17 protein-coding genes are annotated in these 20,839 nt (G+C 40.1%); 6 read left to right on the forward strand and 11 right to left on the reverse strand.

The genetic code is table 11. From position 1 onward, the window contains the following. Positions 1 to 119: 119 nt before the first annotated feature. From V7L12_RS30775 to V7L12_RS30785, 3 genes are all read left to right on the forward strand, one after another. Entirely contained in the window at positions 120 to 2,762 is a 2,643-nt protein-coding gene (locus tag V7L12_RS30775; protein WP_335090205.1) for a M1 family metallopeptidase, read from the forward strand. Between the two features lie 500 nt (positions 2,763 to 3,262). Then, positions 3,263 to 4,987: an ABC1 kinase family protein gene (locus tag V7L12_RS30780; RefSeq protein WP_335090207.1), complete on the forward strand. Its 1,725-nt coding sequence runs from the start codon at positions 3,263 to 3,265 to the stop codon at positions 4,985 to 4,987. Between the two features lie 29 nt (positions 4,988 to 5,016). Further along, positions 5,017 to 5,391 carry a hypothetical protein gene (locus tag V7L12_RS30785; RefSeq protein ID WP_104906063.1) on the forward strand — a complete coding sequence of 125 codons (375 nt, stop codon included), beginning with the start codon at positions 5,017 to 5,019 and terminating at the stop codon, positions 5,389 to 5,391. 58 nt (positions 5,392 to 5,449) lie between these two features. Here V7L12_RS30785 and V7L12_RS30790 read toward each other — a convergent pair whose 3' ends face one another. The 8 genes from V7L12_RS30790 to V7L12_RS30825 form a co-directional block, all read right to left on the reverse strand. Then, positions 5,450 to 6,478, reverse strand: coding sequence for an Npun_R2821/Npun_R2822 family protein (locus V7L12_RS30790; RefSeq protein WP_335090208.1), 1,029 nt, complete (start codon positions 6,476 to 6,478; stop codon positions 5,450 to 5,452). A gap of 16 nt (positions 6,479 to 6,494) precedes the next feature. Next, positions 6,495 to 7,385: an Npun_R2821/Npun_R2822 family protein gene (locus V7L12_RS30795; protein ID WP_335090210.1), complete on the reverse strand. Its 891-nt coding sequence runs from the start codon at positions 7,383 to 7,385 to the stop codon at positions 6,495 to 6,497. 3 nt (positions 7,386 to 7,388) lie between these two features. Further along, positions 7,389 to 8,369 (reverse strand): Npun_R2821/Npun_R2822 family protein, encoded by a 981-nt coding sequence (locus tag V7L12_RS30800; protein WP_335090211.1) that lies wholly within the window; start codon positions 8,367 to 8,369, stop codon positions 7,389 to 7,391. A 3-nt stretch (positions 8,370 to 8,372) separates the two neighbouring features. Further along, on the reverse strand, positions 8,373 to 9,332 hold the full coding sequence (locus V7L12_RS30805) for a glycosyltransferase family 10 domain-containing protein (protein ID WP_335090213.1): 960 nt from the start codon (positions 9,330 to 9,332) through the stop codon (positions 8,373 to 8,375). A gap of 28 nt (positions 9,333 to 9,360) precedes the next feature. Continuing rightward, positions 9,361 to 10,593: a glycosyltransferase family 4 protein gene (locus V7L12_RS30810; protein WP_335090215.1), complete on the reverse strand. Its 1,233-nt coding sequence runs from the start codon at positions 10,591 to 10,593 to the stop codon at positions 9,361 to 9,363. A 66-nt stretch (positions 10,594 to 10,659) separates the two neighbouring features. Then, on the reverse strand, positions 10,660 to 12,900 hold the full coding sequence (locus V7L12_RS30815) for an ATP-binding cassette domain-containing protein (protein ID WP_335090217.1): 2,241 nt from the start codon (positions 12,898 to 12,900) through the stop codon (positions 10,660 to 10,662). 85 nt (positions 12,901 to 12,985) lie between these two features. Further along, positions 12,986 to 14,158 carry a glycosyltransferase family 4 protein gene (locus V7L12_RS30820; protein ID WP_335090219.1) on the reverse strand — a complete coding sequence of 391 codons (1,173 nt, stop codon included), beginning with the start codon at positions 14,156 to 14,158 and terminating at the stop codon, positions 12,986 to 12,988. Further along, complete coding sequence (locus tag V7L12_RS30825) at positions 14,155 to 15,543, reverse strand: glycosyltransferase (RefSeq protein ID WP_335090221.1); 1,389 nt, start codon at positions 15,541 to 15,543, stop codon at positions 14,155 to 14,157. The genes V7L12_RS30820 and V7L12_RS30825 overlap by 4 nt, the downstream gene beginning before the upstream one ends. A 426-nt stretch (positions 15,544 to 15,969) precedes the next feature. Between V7L12_RS30825 and gloB the strand changes: the two genes are divergently transcribed. From gloB to dnaB, 3 genes are all read left to right on the forward strand, one after another. Next, positions 15,970 to 16,743, forward strand: a complete 774-nt coding sequence (gene gloB / locus V7L12_RS30830) for a hydroxyacylglutathione hydrolase (protein ID WP_335090222.1) — start codon at positions 15,970 to 15,972, stop codon at positions 16,741 to 16,743. A 353-nt stretch (positions 16,744 to 17,096) separates the two neighbouring features. Continuing rightward, on the forward strand, positions 17,097 to 17,555 hold the full coding sequence (gene rplI / locus V7L12_RS30835) for a 50S ribosomal protein L9 (protein ID WP_335090384.1): 459 nt from the start codon (positions 17,097 to 17,099) through the stop codon (positions 17,553 to 17,555). A gap of 125 nt (positions 17,556 to 17,680) precedes the next feature. After that, the gene (gene dnaB / locus V7L12_RS30840; RefSeq protein WP_335090223.1) at positions 17,681 to 19,042 is read left to right on the forward strand and encodes a replicative DNA helicase; all 1,362 of its coding nucleotides are present in this window, start codon (positions 17,681 to 17,683) and stop codon (positions 19,040 to 19,042) included. A 110-nt stretch (positions 19,043 to 19,152) separates the two neighbouring features. On the opposite strand, the gene V7L12_RS30845 is transcribed toward dnaB, so the two are convergent. From V7L12_RS30845 to V7L12_RS30855, 3 genes are all read right to left on the reverse strand, one after another. Then, positions 19,153 to 19,674 carry an FKBP-type peptidyl-prolyl cis-trans isomerase gene (locus tag V7L12_RS30845; protein WP_334820106.1) on the reverse strand — a complete coding sequence of 174 codons (522 nt, stop codon included), beginning with the start codon at positions 19,672 to 19,674 and terminating at the stop codon, positions 19,153 to 19,155. Positions 19,675 to 19,752: 78 nt separating this feature from the next. Continuing rightward, complete coding sequence (locus V7L12_RS30850; protein WP_104906051.1) at positions 19,753 to 20,076, reverse strand: phasin family protein; 324 nt, start codon at positions 20,074 to 20,076, stop codon at positions 19,753 to 19,755. Between the two features lie 339 nt (positions 20,077 to 20,415). Beyond that, positions 20,416 to 20,826, reverse strand: coding sequence for a 2TM domain-containing protein (locus V7L12_RS30855; RefSeq protein WP_335090225.1), 411 nt, complete (start codon positions 20,824 to 20,826; stop codon positions 20,416 to 20,418). Between the last annotated feature and the right edge of the window lie 13 nt (positions 20,827 to 20,839).

The raw sequence follows: 20,839 nt of genomic DNA on the forward strand, positions 1-20,839 counted from the left end.
TGGAGTTCTCACCTCCATAATGCCCTGTTGATTTGGGAAATACATTTACTACACCGCTATTTTACTTAACTACATCCAACCAGCCAGACTTTTCAGGATTACAAGGTCAGTAAGCATCAATGTCGCAGTCTTATTTTGATACAGATAATAACGGACACAAACCTTTTGAGTTACCGGGAGCAAGACCACACTATAACCCCGATCGCCCCGGACAGGTAGAGCATATTTTTCTCGATCTCAGCTTGGATATTCCCAAGCAAAGCTATCAGGGCAGTTGTAGCATTCGCCTCTTGCCAATCCGTAATGGTATTGATCGTTTGACTTTGGATGCTGTCAATCTAAATATTGAGTCTGTGCAGGTGGACGAAGTGCCACAAAATTTTGACTATGACGGGGAACAGCTTTCCATCCAACTTTCTCAGGCAAGCCAGATTGGTAAACGCTTGCTGATTGCGATCGCCTACTCGGTGGCAAAACCGCAACGCGGTATTTATTTTATTCAACCAGATAAGCACTACCCAAACAAGCCTACTCAAGTTTGGACTCAAGGCGAAGACGAAGACTCTCGCTTTTGGTTCCCCTGCTTTGACTATCCAGGACAATTGTCTACTTCGGAAATTCGCGTCCGCGTTCCCAACCCTCTCGTGGCAATTTCCAATGGCGAATTAATTGACACCACAGAAGATGGTGATTACAAAATCTACCATTGGTCACAGCAACAAGTTCATCCTACCTACTTGATGACTTTAGCAGTAGGTGATTTTGCTGAAATTCGGGATGAGTGGAAGGGTAAAGCTGTCACCTACTATGTAGAAAAGGGACGGGAGGAAGATGCTAAACGCAGCATGGACAAAACTCCCCGAATGATCGAATTTTTGAGCCAAAAGTATGGTTATCCATACCCTTTTCCGAAATACGCCCAAGTTTGCGTCGATGACTTCATCTTTGGCGGCATGGAAAACACCTCTACAACACTGTTAACAGATAGATGTTTACTGGATGAACGGGCCGCCTTAGATAACCGCAACACCGAAGCTTTAGTCGTTCATGAACTCGCGCACCAGTGGTTTGGTGATTTGGTGGTGATTAAGCATTGGTCTCATGCTTGGATTAAAGAAGGGATGGCTTCTTACTCTGAGGTGATGTGGACAGAACAGGAATATAGTCTAGAAGAAGCAGCTTACTATCGCTTATTGGAAGCTCGTCGTTACTTAAGTGAAGATAGCAGTCGTTATCGCCGTCCAATGGTAACACACGTTTACCGAGAAGCTATTGAACTTTACGATCGCCACATCTACGAAAAAGGATCTTGTGTCTATCACATGATTCGGGCCCAATTGGGAGATGAGTTGTTTTGGCAGGGAATTCAAACATTTGTCCAAGATAATGCTCATAAAACTGTAGAAACAGTAGACTTACTCAGGGCAATTGAAAAAGCAACCGGACGTAATCTTTTGTTCCTCTTTGACCAATACGTTTATCGTGGTGGTCATCCCGATTTTAAAGTGGTTTACTCTTGGGATGGGGATGCTAATTTAGCAAAAATTACAGTAACTCAAACCCAAGCTGCTGAAGGTAAAAATGGCAGTAAAGATTTGTTTGATTTAAAAATACCTATTGGTTTTGGCTATACCCAACAGGAAGAAGTCAAGAGTGAGAAGTTAGGAGTTAAAAATAATTCCAAACTCATAACTCCTAATTCACAATTCAAAACTTTCACTGTGCGGGTGAATGAACGCGAACAAAGCTTCTACTTTCCCCTAGAAAATAAGCCCCAATTTATTAGCTTTGATGTTGGAAATAATTACCTAAAAACAGTAGCTTTGGAATATCCAATCGCGGAGTTAAAAGCACAGTTAGAATTCGATCCCGACCCGATTTCGCGTAGTTATGCAGCAACAGCTTTGGCGAAAAAAGGTGGGTTAGAAGCTATCATTGCATTGTCTGCATCGCTAAAAGATGACCCATTGTGGGGTGTGCGTGTGGAAGTTGCGAAACAACTAGCCCAAATCAATTTAGATCAAGCCTTTGATGGCTTAATTGCTGGGTTAAAAGATAAAAATGCTTATGTGCGACGAGCTGTAGTAGAAGCACTTACTCAATTCAAAACTGCTGAAAGCTATAAAGTTGTCAGAGGGTTAGTGCAAAAGGGCGATCCCAGTTATTACGTGGAAGCAGCAGCTTCTCGTGTTATCGGGGCGATCGCATCGGCAAACTTGGAAGAAAAACCCAAGGAAGACAAGGTATTAAAGCTGCTGAAATCCGTTTTGGAAGAAAAGGCAGGTTGGAATGAAGTCGTGCGGAGTGGGGCAGTTGCTGGTTTAGCTGAATTCAAAACCTCAGAAGCAGCTTTAAATCTGCTAATCGAATACACCAAACTCGGTGTACCACAACCCTTACGTTTAGCCACAATTCGCGCTTTAGGAAAGATTTCTGTCGGTCAAAGTCCGGCTAATTTGGAACGGATTTTAGAAAAATTAACAGAACTAGCCAAAGAAACCTTCTTTTTAACCCAAGTGGCGGTAGCCGCAGCATTAGGACAAATGGAAACACCCAAAGCAGTGGGGATTTTGCGATCGCTAGCTGAACAAACAGCTGATGGGCGTGTACGTCGCTCTGCTGAAGAAGAAATTTCCAAGGTGCAAAAGAACATTGGTTCAGAAAAAACCCTGCGTCAACTGCGTGAAGATTTTGACCAACTCAAACAACAAAACCAGGAATTGAGAAGCCGTTTGGAAAACTTGGAGGCCAAATCTAAATAGCACTACATGACAATTAAAAGCAGGTAATTGGTAATTGTGACAAAGCTATTAACAATTCCCAAGGTTTTAATTGATACTGTAATTTTATTGTGGACAGATAAAATATTTTATTTTCCACTTAAATCACAGGTATAAATAAACATAGTACCAAGATCCCCGAATTCTCTTAGAATTCGGGGATCTTTATGTTGTAAGCGGTTACTGAGTTTCAATTTGCATATAGAGGTACATATTTTTATTTATATAAATTAAAGTTAAGAAAAGATAAAATCATCTAAAAGTTGGATAAGTAGTTGTAGTTTTATAAAGTATAATTAAGAAAAAGATAAACAAATCTAGGCAGTAACAGATGCTAAAATCGCCTCGAACAATATCCCCAAAGGGTAGAGTTCTAGTTGTTTTAGATAAAAGACTACCGCTATCCTGAACTTGCAACTAACTTGTGGGTCAGGAGAAAAACAATCATTGTAAATTTTTCAGTTGAAGAGGCAAAAAAAGGCGTGGGTCAGTATCAACCTGCTCAACTAAAACTCTATAATCCAGATGCGATCGCTCGCTACTATAGTTACCGTCCTTGGCTAGCCTGGGGACGACTGCTGAGAATCATCTTCTCCTTTGCAGGATTTATACTCAGTCTGAAGTGGGACGAGTGGCAAGATCGAGTTGAGCAGAACAAGGGTAAACGAGCTATCCAGTTGCGAGAGATGCTCACTCGCCTCGGCCCGACTTTTATTAAAGTTGGTCAAGCCCTCTCCACCAGACCAGACCTGATACGCAAAGATTTCTTAGAAGAACTGATAAAGTTACAAGACCAGTTACCACCTTTCGATAATGCGATCGCTTACCAGATTATCGAAAGCGAACTAGGTCGTCCAATTCACGAAAGTTTTAGCGAACTGTCACCTAATCCAGTCGCTGCTGCTAGCTTGGGTCAAGTGTACCGGGGTCGTCTGGTCAGCGGTGAAGAAGTCGCCGTAAAGGTGCAACGCCCCAACTTACACCCGGTAATTACACGCGACCTATATCTGATGCGTTGGGCAGCAGGTTGGCTAGCTCCTTGGTTGCCTTTAAATCTCGGTCACGACCTAACTTTAATAGTGGACGAGTTTGGCATAAAATTATTTGAAGAAATTGACTATATTAATGAAGGCCGCAACGCCGAAAAATTTGCTAGCAACTTTCACAACGACCTACAAGTAAAAGTTCCAGGTATTTACTGGCGTTATACCAATACCCACGTTTTAACCCTAGAATGGATTGACGGTTTTAAGCTGACAGATACTCAACGCATCCGTGCAGCGGGTTTAGACCCAGAAGCGATCATCCAAATTGGCGTTACATCAGGATTGCAACAGCTTTTAGAATATGGCTTCTTCCATGCTGACCCTCATCCTGGTAATTTGTTTGCTGTGCCCGATGGTCGTATGGCTTATATTGACTTCGGCATGATGGATCAGTTGGAAGAAAGTACCAAAGAAACGCTGGTAGATGCGCTAGTGCATTTGGTGAATAAAGACTATACCGACTTAGCCGAAGACTTTGTAAAATTAGGGTTTCTGACTCCAGACACGAATATTTGTCCGATAGTGCCAGCATTAGAAGCGGTGCTAGGAAACGCTATTGGCAAAAATGTCAAGGATTTTAACTTCAAAACTATTACCGATGAATTTTCGGAACTGATGTACGAATATCCTTTCCGAGTCCCGGCAAAGTTTGCTTTGATTATTCGTTCCTTGGTGACTCAGGAAGGTATTGCCCTTAGCCTTAACCCCGATTTCAAAATTGTTGAAGTGGGTTATCCCTATATAGCACGGCGGTTACTGACAGGGGAATCGCCTGCATTACGGCGACGATTATTGAATGTGTTGTTCAAAGATGGTAAATTTCAGTGGCAACGGTTAGAGAATTTGATTGCGATCGCTCGTACCGATAACAACTTTGATGTATTGCCTACAGCCCAGATGGGGTTCCAATACTTAATGTCGGAAGAAGGCAAGTTTCTCCGGCGACAGTTGGTGCTTGCTCTCACCGAAGATGACCGCCTGCACACCGAAGATGTGCAACGCTTGTGGAACCTGGTTAAAGATGACTTAAAACCGGATCGTTTATTAAATGTAGCGATCGGTATTTTAACAGAGTTATCCAGAGAAGGTGCAGCCGCTATCCTCCCAAAAGCGACATTACTTGGGTCTTTTGCTGAGAACCAGTCAACAAATAAAAAGTAAAAAATATTTAATAGAAATTAGGAGTTTTCATGTACTATTTTCCTCTGCAACCGCCTTATTTTCTTTTACTTGTTGGCTTTTTGACTGCATTAACATCTGGTTTGGCATTATCTGGCACTTTGAAAGTAATTGTGCAGAACTGGCCAAGCGAACGAGCAGAAAATACTCAGCCACGTTCCTCATTAAAACAATTACTTGTACCATTTATCGGCATAACAGGCGGTACTTGTCTATTTATGTCTTCAGGTTTAGAGATATTTGGCTTTCCCTCATCCTTGGCTTTAGGAGTCGGTTTACCAATTAGTCTGTTTACTTGTTTGCTAGTTTGGTTGCAGTTGGGAAGTATGATGACTTTTATAGAACGCGAAGGTATGCAATCTTTAGATTTAGATTCTTTTTCTTAGGAAAGAGTAAGAAATTAATAATTTAAAATTCAAGAGAGTCTGAAACTCTCTTGAATGTCTATTGAGCAATTCTATGCTTAAAATTTCGATACTTCAGCTTAATATTGTTTATTTTTTGTTGAATAAAGCTACTAGTGGACTTTTGCAGAAGTGTTAGCTTGCTTGGGCGCTTAAAGCTTTGAGGACGTTTTTCAGGTGATTTTAAATAGCGGTAATATAAGAAAACATCGCGGTAAGCAATATCAACATCTTCACCCCCACAAAGCCTCGTAAAAGCTGAAGAAGAGACACTCATATAGTGTAAGTATGTCAATTTCTGCCCTTGGTCGTAAAGAATATTATCTACAACATCAAATTTAGAAGCCCAATGGCAACCAGTCGCTTTACCGTGATAGGCGTAATTGTAGTAAGAAATTCCACTACGTAAAACTAAATAGTTGAGAACTGTTTGATCGGAATCTGCCCATGCGAGTGCATCAGCTTCACCTGCTTCTAAGTTTGCTAGTAGATTTGCTAAATTAGCATCGTTAAAAACACCCTTTTTAGAAGCAAACCAACCAGAACAAAAAATTTGATTCCTAATATCTTCTATAGAAAAAATCTCTGCTAGCTTATCTTCTGTCCAGTTGAAAATATAATTCAAATCGGATCTATATTGAAAGTCATTCGTAATCCAATCATATTCATCCAACTTTTGATAAACATCATCGAGTGATTTCATCAATAAGGTATCTCCATCAAAGAAGATAAACTTGTCAAATGGGCCATCTAGACAGCAAAGTTTTCGATGTCTTTCTATGCGATAATTCTCTGGCAAACCATATTCTCGCCATAGCTTTAACGCCCTTGGGTGAGCTTTCCAGATACGAGAGCCAAATTCTTCCCAGTAGGCTATGGAATCAGAATTTTCAAATAAAGTAACATTATCTCTAGATGCAATTTCTGCTTTTACTTTCTCTAGCTGGTCATTATATGGAATTACACAAACAGGAATTTCTCTACCAGCATTAGCTTCTATGCTGTTGAGCAAAGCAACTAGTTGGTCATAGACAACATCATTCGCTAAGGTGTAAATACCATCTATCATTGGGATACTCCTAATATTAAGTACGGGCAGAAACAAAGGGAAATAAACGGCGAGTCAGTTTTGGAATGAAGGCAAATTTACCCTCATGAAGATAGCGATAGTGTTCCCACAATTGCCAATAGGGACTACCAGTTTTCATCCGCGTACCAGCCCAGTGGAGATATTTTAGTCGTTGTCCTCGGTCATAGAGGGCATAGTCTTGCTGTTGAAAATTTTGCGAACCTGCCCAACTACCAGGCCCACCCCCAGGAATTTTGACGAGATTTCCACGTTTAGAAATTAGTTTGAGAACAAGATAATTTAAAATTGGTTGGTCTGTAACTCCTTCAGAAAAATCGAAATATTCACGATGTGCTGCACACTCGCGTAAAGCTTCATCCATTTGTTGTTCGGTAATAACTCCTTTTCTCGAAGCCCAAAAACCGCTATTGAAAACATCTTGAAGTTGGGCATCGGAAAAAATTTGCTGCTCTTTCACAAATGGGGAAAAAATATTTCGCAGCTTGTCATTAGCATGATGGTAATCACAGCAGAAGAAATCAACTTCTGATAGTTTGTCTAAATTGTCAGCAATTTTTTCAAAAACGACAATATCCGTATCAATATAAATAAATTCATCTAAAGGCCCAAACCACGCCACCAGTTTTCGCATTTTATTGGGTAAGGCGAGGAAATCTCGGTCAAAAATTTCTCCAATGCGTTTGGTAAAGGTATCAATAAGTTCTAAATCTGGGAAAATTTGGACGTTGTGTAAGGTAGCAAGCTGTTCTGCTACCTGGTGATAATTCTCATTAAAAGGTATGAGATAAATGGTAACTTCTGGGTCATAGAAACGCATGCTATTGAGGAGAGCAATAGCATTATCGATAACGCGGTCATTGGCAACTATATAAATGCCCCGGCTCATAAATTATCCTTGGTTAATTAACTTAAATTTTCGCAAAGCTCTTGTAAGTAAATTTGCTACTGGAGCGTCATTATAATTCTTAGGAGGATTGTTAAATACTGGACGCTTTTCTGGTTCGTGTAAGTAACGATAATAGAGAAATAAATCTCGATAGGGAAATTGAATATTTTCTCCCGCACAGACTGCTTGATTGATATTGGGAGGAATTCCAATGTAATGGAGATAAGTTAGTCGATTACCGCGATCGTAAAGAATATTTTCTCGTTCCTCGAAGTGTTTAGAGCTAGCAGAACATCCTGTTTTTTCATTATCTGGCAGTTGGCAAGCAAAGTTATAAATGGAAAGATTAGACCTCATTACCATGTAGTTGATTAATGGTTGTTCGCCAGCACCACCATACAAAATTTCTGACTCCCCATTTTGTAAATGTGATATTAGCCAATTTCTTTTTTCTGAGTCAAATAGTCCTTGTTTTGCGCCATAAAAGCCTGAACAAAATATTTCAGAATCAATGCGTTTTTGCTCAAAAACTTTTAGTAATTTGGGAGAATTAATATTATATATTTTACTAACGTCTTTAAATTGAAAATCGTAGACCACAAAATCATAACTATCTAGCTTTTCAAACACTCCTGCGAGTGATTTCATCACCAAGGTGTCTGCATCTAAATAGATAAACTTCTCGAATGGCCCATCAAAAGCGCAAAAACGACGGTGAGCGCCATAAAGACGGGATTTACTCCGATTCAATCGTTCTGGGGCTGCTGTGAGCATAAATTGATCCCAGCGGTCGATTGATTCTTGATCATCGTAAAGAAATACATTAGGGCGTTTAGCTATTTCGTCAGCAATCCTTTGTGTCCGATCGTCGAAAGGATAGATACAAACAGGAGTTTCTGGACCTAAGATAACATCAATACTGTTGAGCAAAGCCACTAGTTGATCGAAAACATAATCATTGCCAAGCGTACAAATACCATTCATAATTTATGAGTGTTGATCGACAAAGTTTGATAACCAGTTAAGCAGGTTTAATTTGTGTAAAATGATTTGACGTGCTTCTGCGATCGCATCTTTGGCAGCATACCAAGCATCAGGTGTAGCTGTCACTTCTTGGATGTAGGCAATGCCTTTTTCATCTAAACTAGGCAAGCGCAAAAAACTACCCGGTGGCAATAATTTATCAGCAGCCGGACCACCATAGTAAATTGGTAAACACCAAGCAAGTAAACTATCCCAAAGTTTCTCACTCACATACCAATTATTATCAGCATAGTTTTCAATTGCCAGATTGTAATAGTATGGTGCCATGCCATACCATTTGTTACTTAGTTCTCCCGAACTGTTCGCCCATTCTGGTAAGTTACGCCCATACAAATCAAATTTCATGCCACTAGATTGCAAAGATTGTAAAAAATCTAAACGCTGGCGATGATTGACTGTGCGGCTAATTCCTGAAGTAATCCAACTACATGGAGCAACTTTTGGAGGCGGTGGCATTTCATTTAAATCTTGAAATGAATTTGAGTGATACCAAATAGCAGGCATATAGTCAGGAATGGGAGCAAAATCATCCGGGCCAGAAACGTAGCCGCAATACTTCTGGGCTTCTTGATAATTGTAATTAGTTATTTTTACAACCTCATCTAAAGGCGGTTCTCTGAGCAAATAAATAATCCGCTCTTTGTTGACACCACGCAGTAGAGACTCAACATTTACTACTGGTTTTTGTTGCTGTTTGCGAAAACTATCTAACCAAGATTTTTGCGCCGATGCTTGAGGAAAATCAAATTGATAGAGCAACATAAAGTCTGGCTTTTCCACCATTTTCAACATTTGAATGTTCTTCCAAACGCCAAAGTAGTGCGGAGTTTGTTGCCATAACCAATCTTTGTTTTTAGCAAGACCTGAATAGCTGCTAATCATCCCAACAGTTTTAATAGTCATAAATCGTATTTATTCGGTTATTTTTTAGTTAATTTTTGTACTGTTCCCCTAAAATTAATGGATGCCGATCTTCTTCTACGTAGCTTAATATTTTGGTAATTCTATTCTCCCAAGAAAATTGCTGGGCAAAATCTATACTAGCTGCATAACCCTCTATTTTTCTGGGATAAGTTTCTAAAGTATGTTGAATAGATTGGGCAAGTTTATGCGGGTTATCTGGTGTACACCAACTGGCAATCAAAGGTGATGTTTTGAATTCCATTAAAGGTGGAATCTCAGTTGCAACGATAGGAGTGCCAGCAGCCATGTACTGAAAAAACTTAACTGGATTCGTGAAATCTGCTGATTTTCCAGCGCAGTGAGGATGAACCAAAATATCAGCTGCTTGAAACAAGCTAACTAATCGTTCCCGTGGAAGTATCCATCCTAAGAATTTAACGTTTTCGACATTTTTATCTCTGGCTATTTGTTGATATGCTTGTACTTGTGCTTCTGTTCCTCCTGTGATTACAAACTGAATTTCTGGTAATTCTTTAGCACAATCAATTAACAGATCGACTCCTTTGAAAGGATACAAAGCGCCTGAATAGACAACTAAATGCTTACGTCCATTTATAAGCAATTCTTGCCGCCACTTTTCGGCTTCTTCGGGCTGTCTGATTGAAAATGATTGATTGAATCCGTTATGTAGCCAAACGACTTTTTCCGGTGGCATTCCATTTTCTATTAGGCTTTGCCGGATGGGTTCTGACTGAGTTATGGCTATTTGAAAATAGGGACTGTGGACAATTTCTTGCTCAAATTTTCGGTCTTGAAAGTAGTGACGTTCATAGATTGTAGGAACTTTATTTTTGACTGCGGCTTTAACAAAGTTCCAATCTCGCGTGTGGACAACTTTAGTATGAGGTAGGATATGAACTGGTAAATAATATTTAGTTACTACTGTACTGGAGTTAGTAAATTTCCCACCTATTTTATCGATAGGCCAAGGCATTGGTAATGCCGCAACTTTGAGCTTTTCTTGCACATCGTAAAATTCAATAAATTCTTTACCGGGTTTTTTAGGTTGATAAGGATAAATTAACGATAGTAGATTTACAGAAGAATTTTTTTTGTCTTGATAAATTAAAACTGAGGAGTAGCCTAAGTTAGCTGCTGCATTGGCACAAAGAACATCATGAATTTCGTGTGCTGTGTCCGGCTTTAATGATAGCTCTCCGGTATAAAAAATATATTGATTTTTCTTGGAATAATTTATCATTTTTTTGGATGATAGTTTTTTTTAAGATTGTCGTATAAGTATTTTTGTTCCTGACATTAACTAAAATTAAACTTGATTTTCAAAAAGTTTTAATATATCTAATAGATAAATAGCAGATTTATAAGATTCTGTAATTAATAGATTTTGTTTTTGGGGTTCGGATTCTAATTTATCGGCTAGTAAGCGCAGAGAGCTAATTAGAGGATAGAGACGCGTGCGAAACTCATCCGAAATATGGCTAAAGTTTTGATACTGATTATTTTCATCTTGATTTTGGTGTATATCTGACGATAACTGCCAGTTAATTTTCAGGTTAACTACATCGCTGAAGAGATCGATGGCGTTGAGAACTCTTAAGGCTGAGTTGTATGATTGGTCAATTAATTCCTGGCGCTCTTGGGAATTGTCTACTAGATCGTCAACTAATAGTCCGAGGAAACCAATCATTGAGTTCAGCCTTGTACGCAGTTCGTGAGAAATGCGGTTAAAGCTAGGATTAGTTTTGGTGGAAATTTCAGTCTGAGCGGCGAATTGCATTGAGTAGAGGCGTGAGTAGTAACCCCCTTTTTGTAAAAGTGTTTCATGGGTTCCCACTTCTACCACCTGTCCTTGATCTAATACGGCAATTTGATCGGCTTTTTGGACTGTGGAAAGACGGTGAGCAATTACCAGGGTTGTGCGATCGCGACTTAAGTCGTCGAGTGCAGCTTGTACTAAACGTTCGGAAACGGTATCTAAAGCGCTGGTGGCTTCATCTAAAATCAATATTTCTGGATTTTGCAGGAGGGCGCGAGCGATCGCTAATCTTTGCCTTTGTCCACCAGACAACATGACGCCGCGATCGCCAATTTGGCTGTCGAATCTTTGAGATAATTTATCAATAAATTCATAAGCATTTGCTCGTTTAGCTGCTGAGATAATTTCATCTTCAGTAGCTTCAGGTCTTCCATAAGCAATGTTATTTCGCACCGAGTCATTAAAGAGAAATGTATCTTGACTGACAATTCCCATGTTGGTTCTGAGAGATTTGATATCAAAATCACGCAGGTCTGTGCCATCGATAGAGATACTACCAGATGTCGGATCGTAAAATCTGGGTAAGAGGTCTGCCAAGGTGGACTTACCAGCACCAGAACCACCTACCAAAGCGAGAGTTGTACCACGAGGTAAAAATAAATTTACATCTTTGAGTACTAACTTTTCATGACTGGGGTAGGCAAAGGAAAGTAAATTAAAACGTATTCCTTCTTTTAATTCTGTGTAGATAACATTACCGTTTTTCATAAACGGCTTGCGGTCGCGACTTAAAAACTCACTCACTATTTCTACGCTAGTAGCACTATTGGCAAAGCTACTACGAAGACTATTTAACTGAGATACCAAAGGCAGCAGTCGCAGTAATACTAATAAATATGTCAGTAGTACCGTTGAAATGAAAGAAATCTGGTTAGCAAAGAAAGTTTTACTTAAGAATACAATCATAAGTAAGGCTATAACTCCCATCACCTCACTTATCGGCCCGATCGCTTGGGAATTTACCTGAGATTCAAAATCTGCTTTTTCGCGATCGCGGATTAATTTAGTAATTTTTTGATATTCTCTGTCTTCATTGGCAGTTGACTTTACCAAACGAATTCCATTCAAGGTTTCTAAAACACTGATGGAATAAGATGTAGACATTTCTGATAGTTGTTGACCAAATTTTTTTGCTCTACTAATTGTGTATTGATTGATTAATGTTATAAAACCCAACAGAATTGTTGCTGCGATTGTTAGCTGCCAAGAAATTGCTAATAATAACCCAACGAAAACTAAAATTGTAATTATTAAAATAATTAAATTTATCATACTACCGATAGCACTAGAAGTGCGGGCAGTTTCCGAACCAAGGCGATTAATAATATCGCCTACTTTCGTTTTGGAATAATAGTCTATATCAATATCTAGCAATAACTCTAAGCTAGCTTCACGAATATCCGCATTTAATTTCCGAGTGAAAACGCTCGATGTTAAAATACTAAAATAACTAGATAAGTTTTTTAATAAAATTATAAATATAATTGTTCCAGCCATTCCCAAATTGCGATAATTTTCGGGAAGATTATCAAATGGAAACATCACAGCTTTCAGAATCGGAGGAAAACCAGTTAAATCTACTGGTTGTCCGACAATTCTCAAAATTACTGGCACAATCAAAGTCACACCGACACCATTAAATAAAGCACCAGAAAATCCTAACAGCATCGTTAGGATAATTAAACCTGGATAGGGTTTGGCGAATCTTCGGATTAGTTGACCTTTAGACATTGGTTTTTATCATTTTGATTTACTTAGTATTAACATAATTCATAAATTAGTGCTTTAATTAATTGTTTGAATTACTGATTATTGATTATAAATGAGCAATTACTGACTCCATAGTAGATGCCATTTTCTCTACACTATATTTTTCTAAACATCTATTTCTCGCTTTTTTACCTACTTCGTTAGCTGTTTCTAAATCTTGAAATATTAATTTAATTTGTTCTGCAATTTGTTCTGGAGAAGCTGGATCGACTAAATAACCAACTTCATTTAAAATTTCGGGAATATCTCCTACTCGTGTTGCTAAAACTGGCTTTGCCATTGCCATACCATCCATGAGTTTAATCGGAAATTGCGCCCTTGCCACAGATGTATCTCGTTGAGGAACTACTACAATATGGGCCGCAGCCACGACTTCCGGCATTTGTTCTATTGACATTTGAGGCAGCATAATAATCCACTGTCCCCAGCGCTCAATCAATTGTTCATCATAGTTATCGTAAGGATTACCACCAACAATAACTAGCCTGAAGTCGGATTCTTGTAACTGGTCAAGTGCTATTAAAACATCCTCTAGCCCCTTGTGCGGTCTAGGCGCACCAGGGAACATGAGAACGCGGTATTCAGCTAAACCATATTTTTGGCGACTGATTTGCGGATCGTACTTTTGGGGATCAAACAAGCAAGTATCTTTGCCATTGGGTATATAAATACCACCAAAACGATTCAGCAAAAATTGAGTATCTGCTGTAATAGCGTCAGCATGATTGATCAATGACTCCATCCACTTTAAGTAAAGTGGATGGTCTGGATTCCTTAAAGCACCTTCTTTTTTTAGAAGTTCTCTAGCTAGCTGTTTTAAACTAGGGCGATACTGCCACTCATCGCCGCCATACCAACTTAATTCCCAATCATCAATATCTAAAATCACTGGTCTATGGCTGCGGATTTTGTTAATTAAAGCTACACCATAGCTTGTGGGTTTTGGTTTAACAGCGCAGATAATATCTCCATCTATCTTATTTAAAATTTGCCTGACAGAACCGAACAATTGGGGATAATTGCAGCCTGGTAGACAGAAGATTGCTAGATCGGATGGTGGCTCTGGATAAATATTTTTTCCAAATAAAAATCCTAATACTTCTACTTCATAATTTAATTTTTTAAAAATTTGACTTAGCAAATATGCTCTGTCAATTCCACCTTTAGAAAAGTTAGGCGTGAGGATTGAAACCTTTAATTTTTTATTTTGTTTATTCATAATAAATTAGGTGTCAGTCCATCAAGATACAAAGTTTTTTGAGGAATTTTTAAGATTTCATGGTAAAGTGCCAGCATTTCTGAAGCAACAGTATCCATTGTACGTACTAGCTGGATACCTTGACGTAATTTAGCTAGTAAATCGGCGTCTTTGGCTAAAGTGGCGATCGCTTCAGCCCATGCTTCTACATCTTTTGCTGGAACTAACCAACCATCGATGCCGTGACGGACTAACTCAGCAATTCCTCCTAAATTTGAACCTAGTACGGGAATACCCATAGCTTGTGCTTCTAAAGCAACTATGGGCCCAGTTTCTAACCACTGCGACGGTATTGCTAGTATATCGAAACCTGCTAATGCGTCTGGTACTGCTTCGCGTGAAAGAGGTTCAGCAATCCGAATCCGGCTATCACGAGCAGCGATCGCCATAACTTTTTCACGATTGGCAGCACCGTATTTTCCCGGATGAGTAGCATGAATAATTAACTCTACAGGTACATCATTCGGTAGACTATGTACTGCTTCCACTAAAACTTGTACCCCTTTAGTTTCTTGCCAGCGGCCCAAAAAACCGATTTTTAATGTAGAGTTTTGTAGTTTGTTTGGTGTTATTTCACGTTTGAAACTATTAGCAACACCTTGCCGAGAAACAGTAAGTTTTTCGGGAGGAACGTTGTTTGCAACAAAAGCATTGTATTGCCAATTACTCGTTACAACAATGCGATCGGCTAGTTTTGCTAGTTGCATTAAATTGCGTCTATGTTGAGACACTAGAGTAGGAATGCCTAGAGTTTTACCAAGTAGGCGTAGCTTAAAACTTTTAGAGGTAAGTAATTTTGTTTCTGCTGCTACCCCAACATCCAAGGGAACTCGGCTTAAAGCCTTGAGCATCGAAGGTGCTACTTGCTTTGGTACTCCCAAACATTGACTACAATTAACAGAGTCAATCAGCCCATCGCAAGGTTCTTTGTCCCAGCGCATCATCGTACCACGCAGACATATAGGCTCAGGTATGTGGACGGTGACTACAGTAGCCATCCCTAACTGGCGGGCGAGAGCAAGATGATGTAAACCGCAGTCAAATCGCCATGAATGTTGATGGTATACGTCGGCTCGATTGTTTTCTAGCCAATTAGCAAAAGTTTTAAAGCCTCCGTGGGGTAGCTGTTTGTGTACCTGTATCTTACTGGGGTTAGGAAAAACAGGATAACGATAAACTGAGATGCCATTGTGTTCGTAGGTATCTTCCTCTGTACCTTGTTGGGGAGCAGCAACAATACTTTCAAGTCCATGTACTTGTAAACCATGCAGTAGTGAATCTAAGTATACTTCTACACCACCTGATGAATCTGGAAAATACCAGCTAGTTGTATGGATTAGCTTCATCTATGAACCTGCAAAGAAAAAATTGGAAAGCTCATCTTTTTTTTACCATGATTGATTGTTCTATTTTTCGTGATTAACATCTATCTTTTATAAATAACCCAAAGTGAATCTATAAAATTCTCTACTAAGAGTTAATAAGTATGTACGAATAAAAATTTTTCGATTACTGATTTTGGGTTTTTGAGTAAAAAAGACAATTTAGGACAAAAAGAACAGAATAAATCTAACTTAGCTTTTACACTTCCTCCCAGAGAAATTTTACTGATATGCCCAGATCATATTTTATAGTTACTTAGCATAGTTTTAAGTATTATTACGGTTGTATACTATCATAGTATTTATGGACTTTCTCAACCTTTTCTCACTGAGATATTTAAGATTGCTGATAGATTCCAAAGTATTTACTGGAAAGGGAGATATTAAGTAATGCAAGTAATCAGGCTTGAGGCACTCTCAGATAATTACATATTTTTGCTGGTAGATCGCCAGCAACAAATTGCTGCTGTTGTCGATCCAGCAGAGGCTGAACCAGTACTAAAGCAACTTGCACAGTTAAAAGCTGAGTTGGTAGCGATTTTCAACACACACCACCACAATGACCATGTAGGTGGCAATCAGCAATTAATAGAAAACTTCCCGCAACTAACAGTCTACGGTGGCGTCGAAGATCGTGGGCGAATTCCGGGACAGCAGGTGTTTTTGCAACAAGGCGATCGCGTCCAGTTTGCAGGCCGCATAGCTGAAGTTATTTTTGTTCCCGGACATACCCGCGCTCACATCGCTTACTACTTTCCCCCCGAAAAATCTGGTGAGACAGGCGATTTATTTTGCGGCGATACCTTATTTTCCGGCGGTTGCGGTCGTTTGTTTGAAGGAACACCAACCCAAATGGTAGACTCTTTAACCAAACTGCGCTCTCTACCAGATGATACGCATATCTGGTGTGCCCACGAATACACTTTAGGAAATCTGCAATTTGCCCTAACTGTAGATGGCGACAATGCCGACTTACAAAAACGCTTCAATGAAGTGAAAAATGATCGTAGTCGAGGAGAAGCTACTATCCCCTCGCTGCTAGGAATGGAAAAGCGAACCAATCCCTTTTTACGTTGGGATCAGCCATCATTACAATCAACCGTTAAGGGTAGCGATGGAGTGCAAACTTTTGCGCGGATGCGGGAAATGAAAAATAACTTTTAGATATTGGGCATTGGGCATTGGGCATTGGGCATTGATTATTCTCCTTTGCTCCTCTGCTCCCTCATCCCCCATTTCTCCAATTTTCTAACGCTAATAGTTGCGATCGCACCCTTCCTTTCGCTAGGATCTGTAAGCTTTAGGGTATGGGCAAAGCTACTTGGGACAATATACTCATTTCAGGAGTTCTAAATTCTGAAAAAACACTCGTTATTTAGGACTCTTTACTCAGCAAGGGCTAAACGCCCCTATGGCGCAGCCTCTCGTAGAGAAGAAAGCTAACAGCACTGTTTTAGTGAACTATGCTGCCCAAACCCACCCAAATTAATCAGATTTTACAGGAAAAACGAAAAACGATGGCGAAACGCGTGCAGTTAGTTTTAAATCAGGATATCAGCAAGCTGGGAAAATCTGGCGACTTAGTGGAAGTAGCTCCTGGCTACGCTCGTAACTATCTGATTCCCCAGAAATTGGCAACCAATGCCACTCCTGGTATTCTCAAGCAAGTAGAACGCCGTCGCGAGCTAGAGCGTCAACGGGAATTAGAACTTAGACAACAAGCTCTTGAGCAAAAAGAATCTTTAGAAAAAGTTGGCAGCTTGACAATTGCCAAGCCAGTTGGTGAAAACGAAGCAATTTTCGGTACTATCACCACCCAAGACGTTGTAGATGCAATTAAGGCAGCCACCGATCAGGAAATCGATCGGCGTGGAATTACCATCCCCGATATTAACCACCTTGGTACTTATCAAGCTGAAATTAAGCTGCATTCGGAAGTAGCGGCGCAAGTCGATATTCAAGTAGTCGCTAGCTAACTCAGAAGAGGGACGAAGGGATGAGGGGATGAGGGAGCAAGAGAAACTCGTAACTCTTAACTCCTAACTCCTGTACAGACGCGATTAATCGCGTCTCTAGCAAAATCTCAAAACTAAAATCGTTTATGGCTGAAGAATTGAGTTTTCAAGGCGATGGTAGCGATGCCTACGGCGGTAAACTACGCCTCCCACCACAAAATATTGAGGCGGAAGAAGCGATTTTGGGGGGTATTTTGCTAGATCCAGAAGCGATTAGTCGAGTTAGCGATCGCCTCCTTCCCGAAGCTTTTTACATTAGCGCTCACAAAGATATTTATCAAGCAACTGTGAGGCTCCACGCCCAAGGTAAACCCACAGACTTGCTCTCAGTCACAAGTTGGCTGACTGACCATGAAATGCTAGCCCGCATTGGTGGTAGAAATAAATTAGCAACTCTGGTAGATCGTACAGTGTCAGCCGTGAATATCGACGCCTTAGCTGGGTTAGTCATGGAAAAATACCTGCGGCGACAGTTAATTAAAGCTGGCAATGAAATTGTACATCTTGGTTACGAAACAGAAACCGAGTTACCACAAGTTTTAGATCAGGCAGAACAGAAAGTTTTCGGCGTTACTCAAGAACGTCCCCAATTGGGTTTAGTTCACATTTCTGATACTCTAATTAATAATTTCCAGGATATTGAAGATAGAAATCAAGGCATTGCCTTACCTGGAATTCCCTGCGGATTTTACGATTTAGATGCGATGACTAGCGGCTTTCAACGTTCTGATTTGATTATTGTCGCGGGCCGCCCATCAATGGGAAAAACAGCATTTTGCTTAAACCTTGCTCATAATATTGCCGCTTCTTATAAATTACCAGTTGCTTTTTTCAGCTTGGAAATGTCCAAAGAGCAATTGACGCAACGTTTATTAGCTAGCGAAGCGCAAATTGAAAGTAGTTATCTGCGAACTGGCCGCCTCAGTCAAACCCAGTGGGAACCTTTAAGCCGTGCTATTGGTATCCTTTCCGAAATGCCGATTTATATTGACGATACGCCGAATATTACAGTTACACAAATGCGTAGTCAGTCAAGAAGACTGCAAGCTGAAATAGGAACTGAATTAGGATTAATTGTAATAGATTACCTGCAATTGATGGAAGGAGCAGGTGATAATCGCGTACAAGAATTATCAAAAATTACGCGTCAACTCAAAGGTTTAGCACGCGAATTATCTGTACCAGTAATTGCTTTATCTCAGTTGAGTCGAGGGGTGGAGGCACGTACTAACAAGCGTCCGATGTTATCTGATTTGAGAGAATCCGGTTCGATCGAACAAGACGCGGATTTAGTAATAATGTTGTACCGCGATGAATATTACTCTCCCGATACTCCCGATCGCGGGATTGCAGAAGTGATTATAGCTAAACACCGTAACGGGCCTACAGGTACTGCGAAACTTTTGTTCAATCCTCAGTTTACAAAGTTTCAAAATTTAAAAATTTAGCTATTGAATTGGGGACTGGGAATGGGAGACTGGGAGAAGCCAATGCCCAATGCCCAATGCCCAATGCCCAATGCCCAATGCCCAATGCCCAATGCCCAATGCTCTAGTTTTTACTTAACTCCCAGCAATTCCACTTCAAAAATTAGAGTTGCATTGGGTGGAATCACGCCACCAGCACCACGAGCGCCATAGCCTAACTCTGGGGGGATGATTAACTTACGAAGACCGCCTATTTTAATTGTGCTAACTCCTTCGTCCCAACCTTTGATTACCTGTCCAGCACCGATTTTAAAGCTGAAGGGTTGACCGCGATCGCGTGAACTATCAAACTGAGTACCATCTTCTAGAGTGCCGACATAGTGAACTTCAACCGTTTGTCCAGGTTTAGGAGTCGCCCCAGTCCCCTCTTTTAACTCCACATACTTTAATCCAGAGGGAGTAGTTACGGCATTAGCATCAGACATAGTATTACTCGCAATTAAGATATTGTTTTCAGTTACAGTTGTGGACGCTGGCGGCGTTTGGGTTAACTCGGCAGCAATGGCAGTATTCTGTTTACTGCCTACTTGCCCCACAACCAAAAGCACAACACACACCAGCATGAACGCCACGCTGAGGAAAATTGGTTTCAAAATCAGTTCTCCTTACTTAGGTATCCTGGCAAAAAGATTACCAACAGGACACATTTAGTTTAAATCAGAAAGGGCATTCTAACGCCAAAGCTTATTTTCTAAATCGCGTAATTGACGCTCTAAACGGTCAATTCTACCCCTTAGTTCGTCCACTTCTGACTGGCGAGCCACTCCCAAATCTTGCATCATATTTCGCATTTGCCGTTGCATTTGGACATCCAAGTTTCCCTGTTCCGACTTTAACTGCTGGGCAATATCATCTATTACTGCCTTGGCTTGCTCAGGATTGAGCTTACCATCTTTAACTAAATCATCGCTGACTTGCCGCAGTTTTTCTGCGACTATAGACGTTGTGCCAAGACCCACCATCATTAGCTGTTGCAACCAGTTGTTGTTGTCCATACTCCCTTCCTCTTACTTATTAACCAGCCGACCCTTGCTCCTGAGTTTAGGCAATCAAACTTCTTAAAGCGTAGTTATTCTAGCCTACAGCTCTATTTTGGCAAATTGGCAAGCACAAGGATAAGGATCAAAGGGCGTGATTATACAACTCGTCAAGTTTAAGATTGCCCAAATTTATCTATTTTGCGATGTCACAGGCAATTCCCTATAAATTACAAAGCTCACACTCACCCCTTGCGGTGATTGTGAGCAGTTCATGGGAAGATTTTATCTAGAAGGAGGCACAAATTAGGATAACAGCGATCGCTCAATATCTGAGATTGATCGTTAAAGGAGAAGTTAAATTTGTGTACGCCATTTCTGAAAAGCGATCTCGTAATCCTCTGATTTACTCTGAGAAACACTCCACCAATGAAAAAATAGTCCTAACCCCCATCCTAATATTGGGAAAATAGCCCAAAAATAACTAGGACTAGTGATTAAATTTAAGAGAATGAGGAATAAATTCACCGCTAGAAAAGAAATAAAGTGTGTCCAAAAGGCTCTGCGTCGGAAAGTATTAAATGTGTGTCGTAAACGTTCCTCTTCTTGTTGAGCCAACCACTTTTGTTCAGTTGTTTCCAAAATATTAGAAGAAATACCTAACTCAGATGCCATTTCTAAAAGCTGTTCTCGTGAAAATTCACCTTTGTCTTTACGAGTGAGTGCTTTTTGCAGGATTTGTTCTACATCTTCTGAATCGTAAGTCATTTTAATTACCTTA

This window comes from Nostoc sp. (genome assembly GCF_036918245.1).
Classification (GTDB): domain Bacteria; phylum Cyanobacteriota; class Cyanobacteriia; order Cyanobacteriales; family Nostocaceae; genus Nostoc.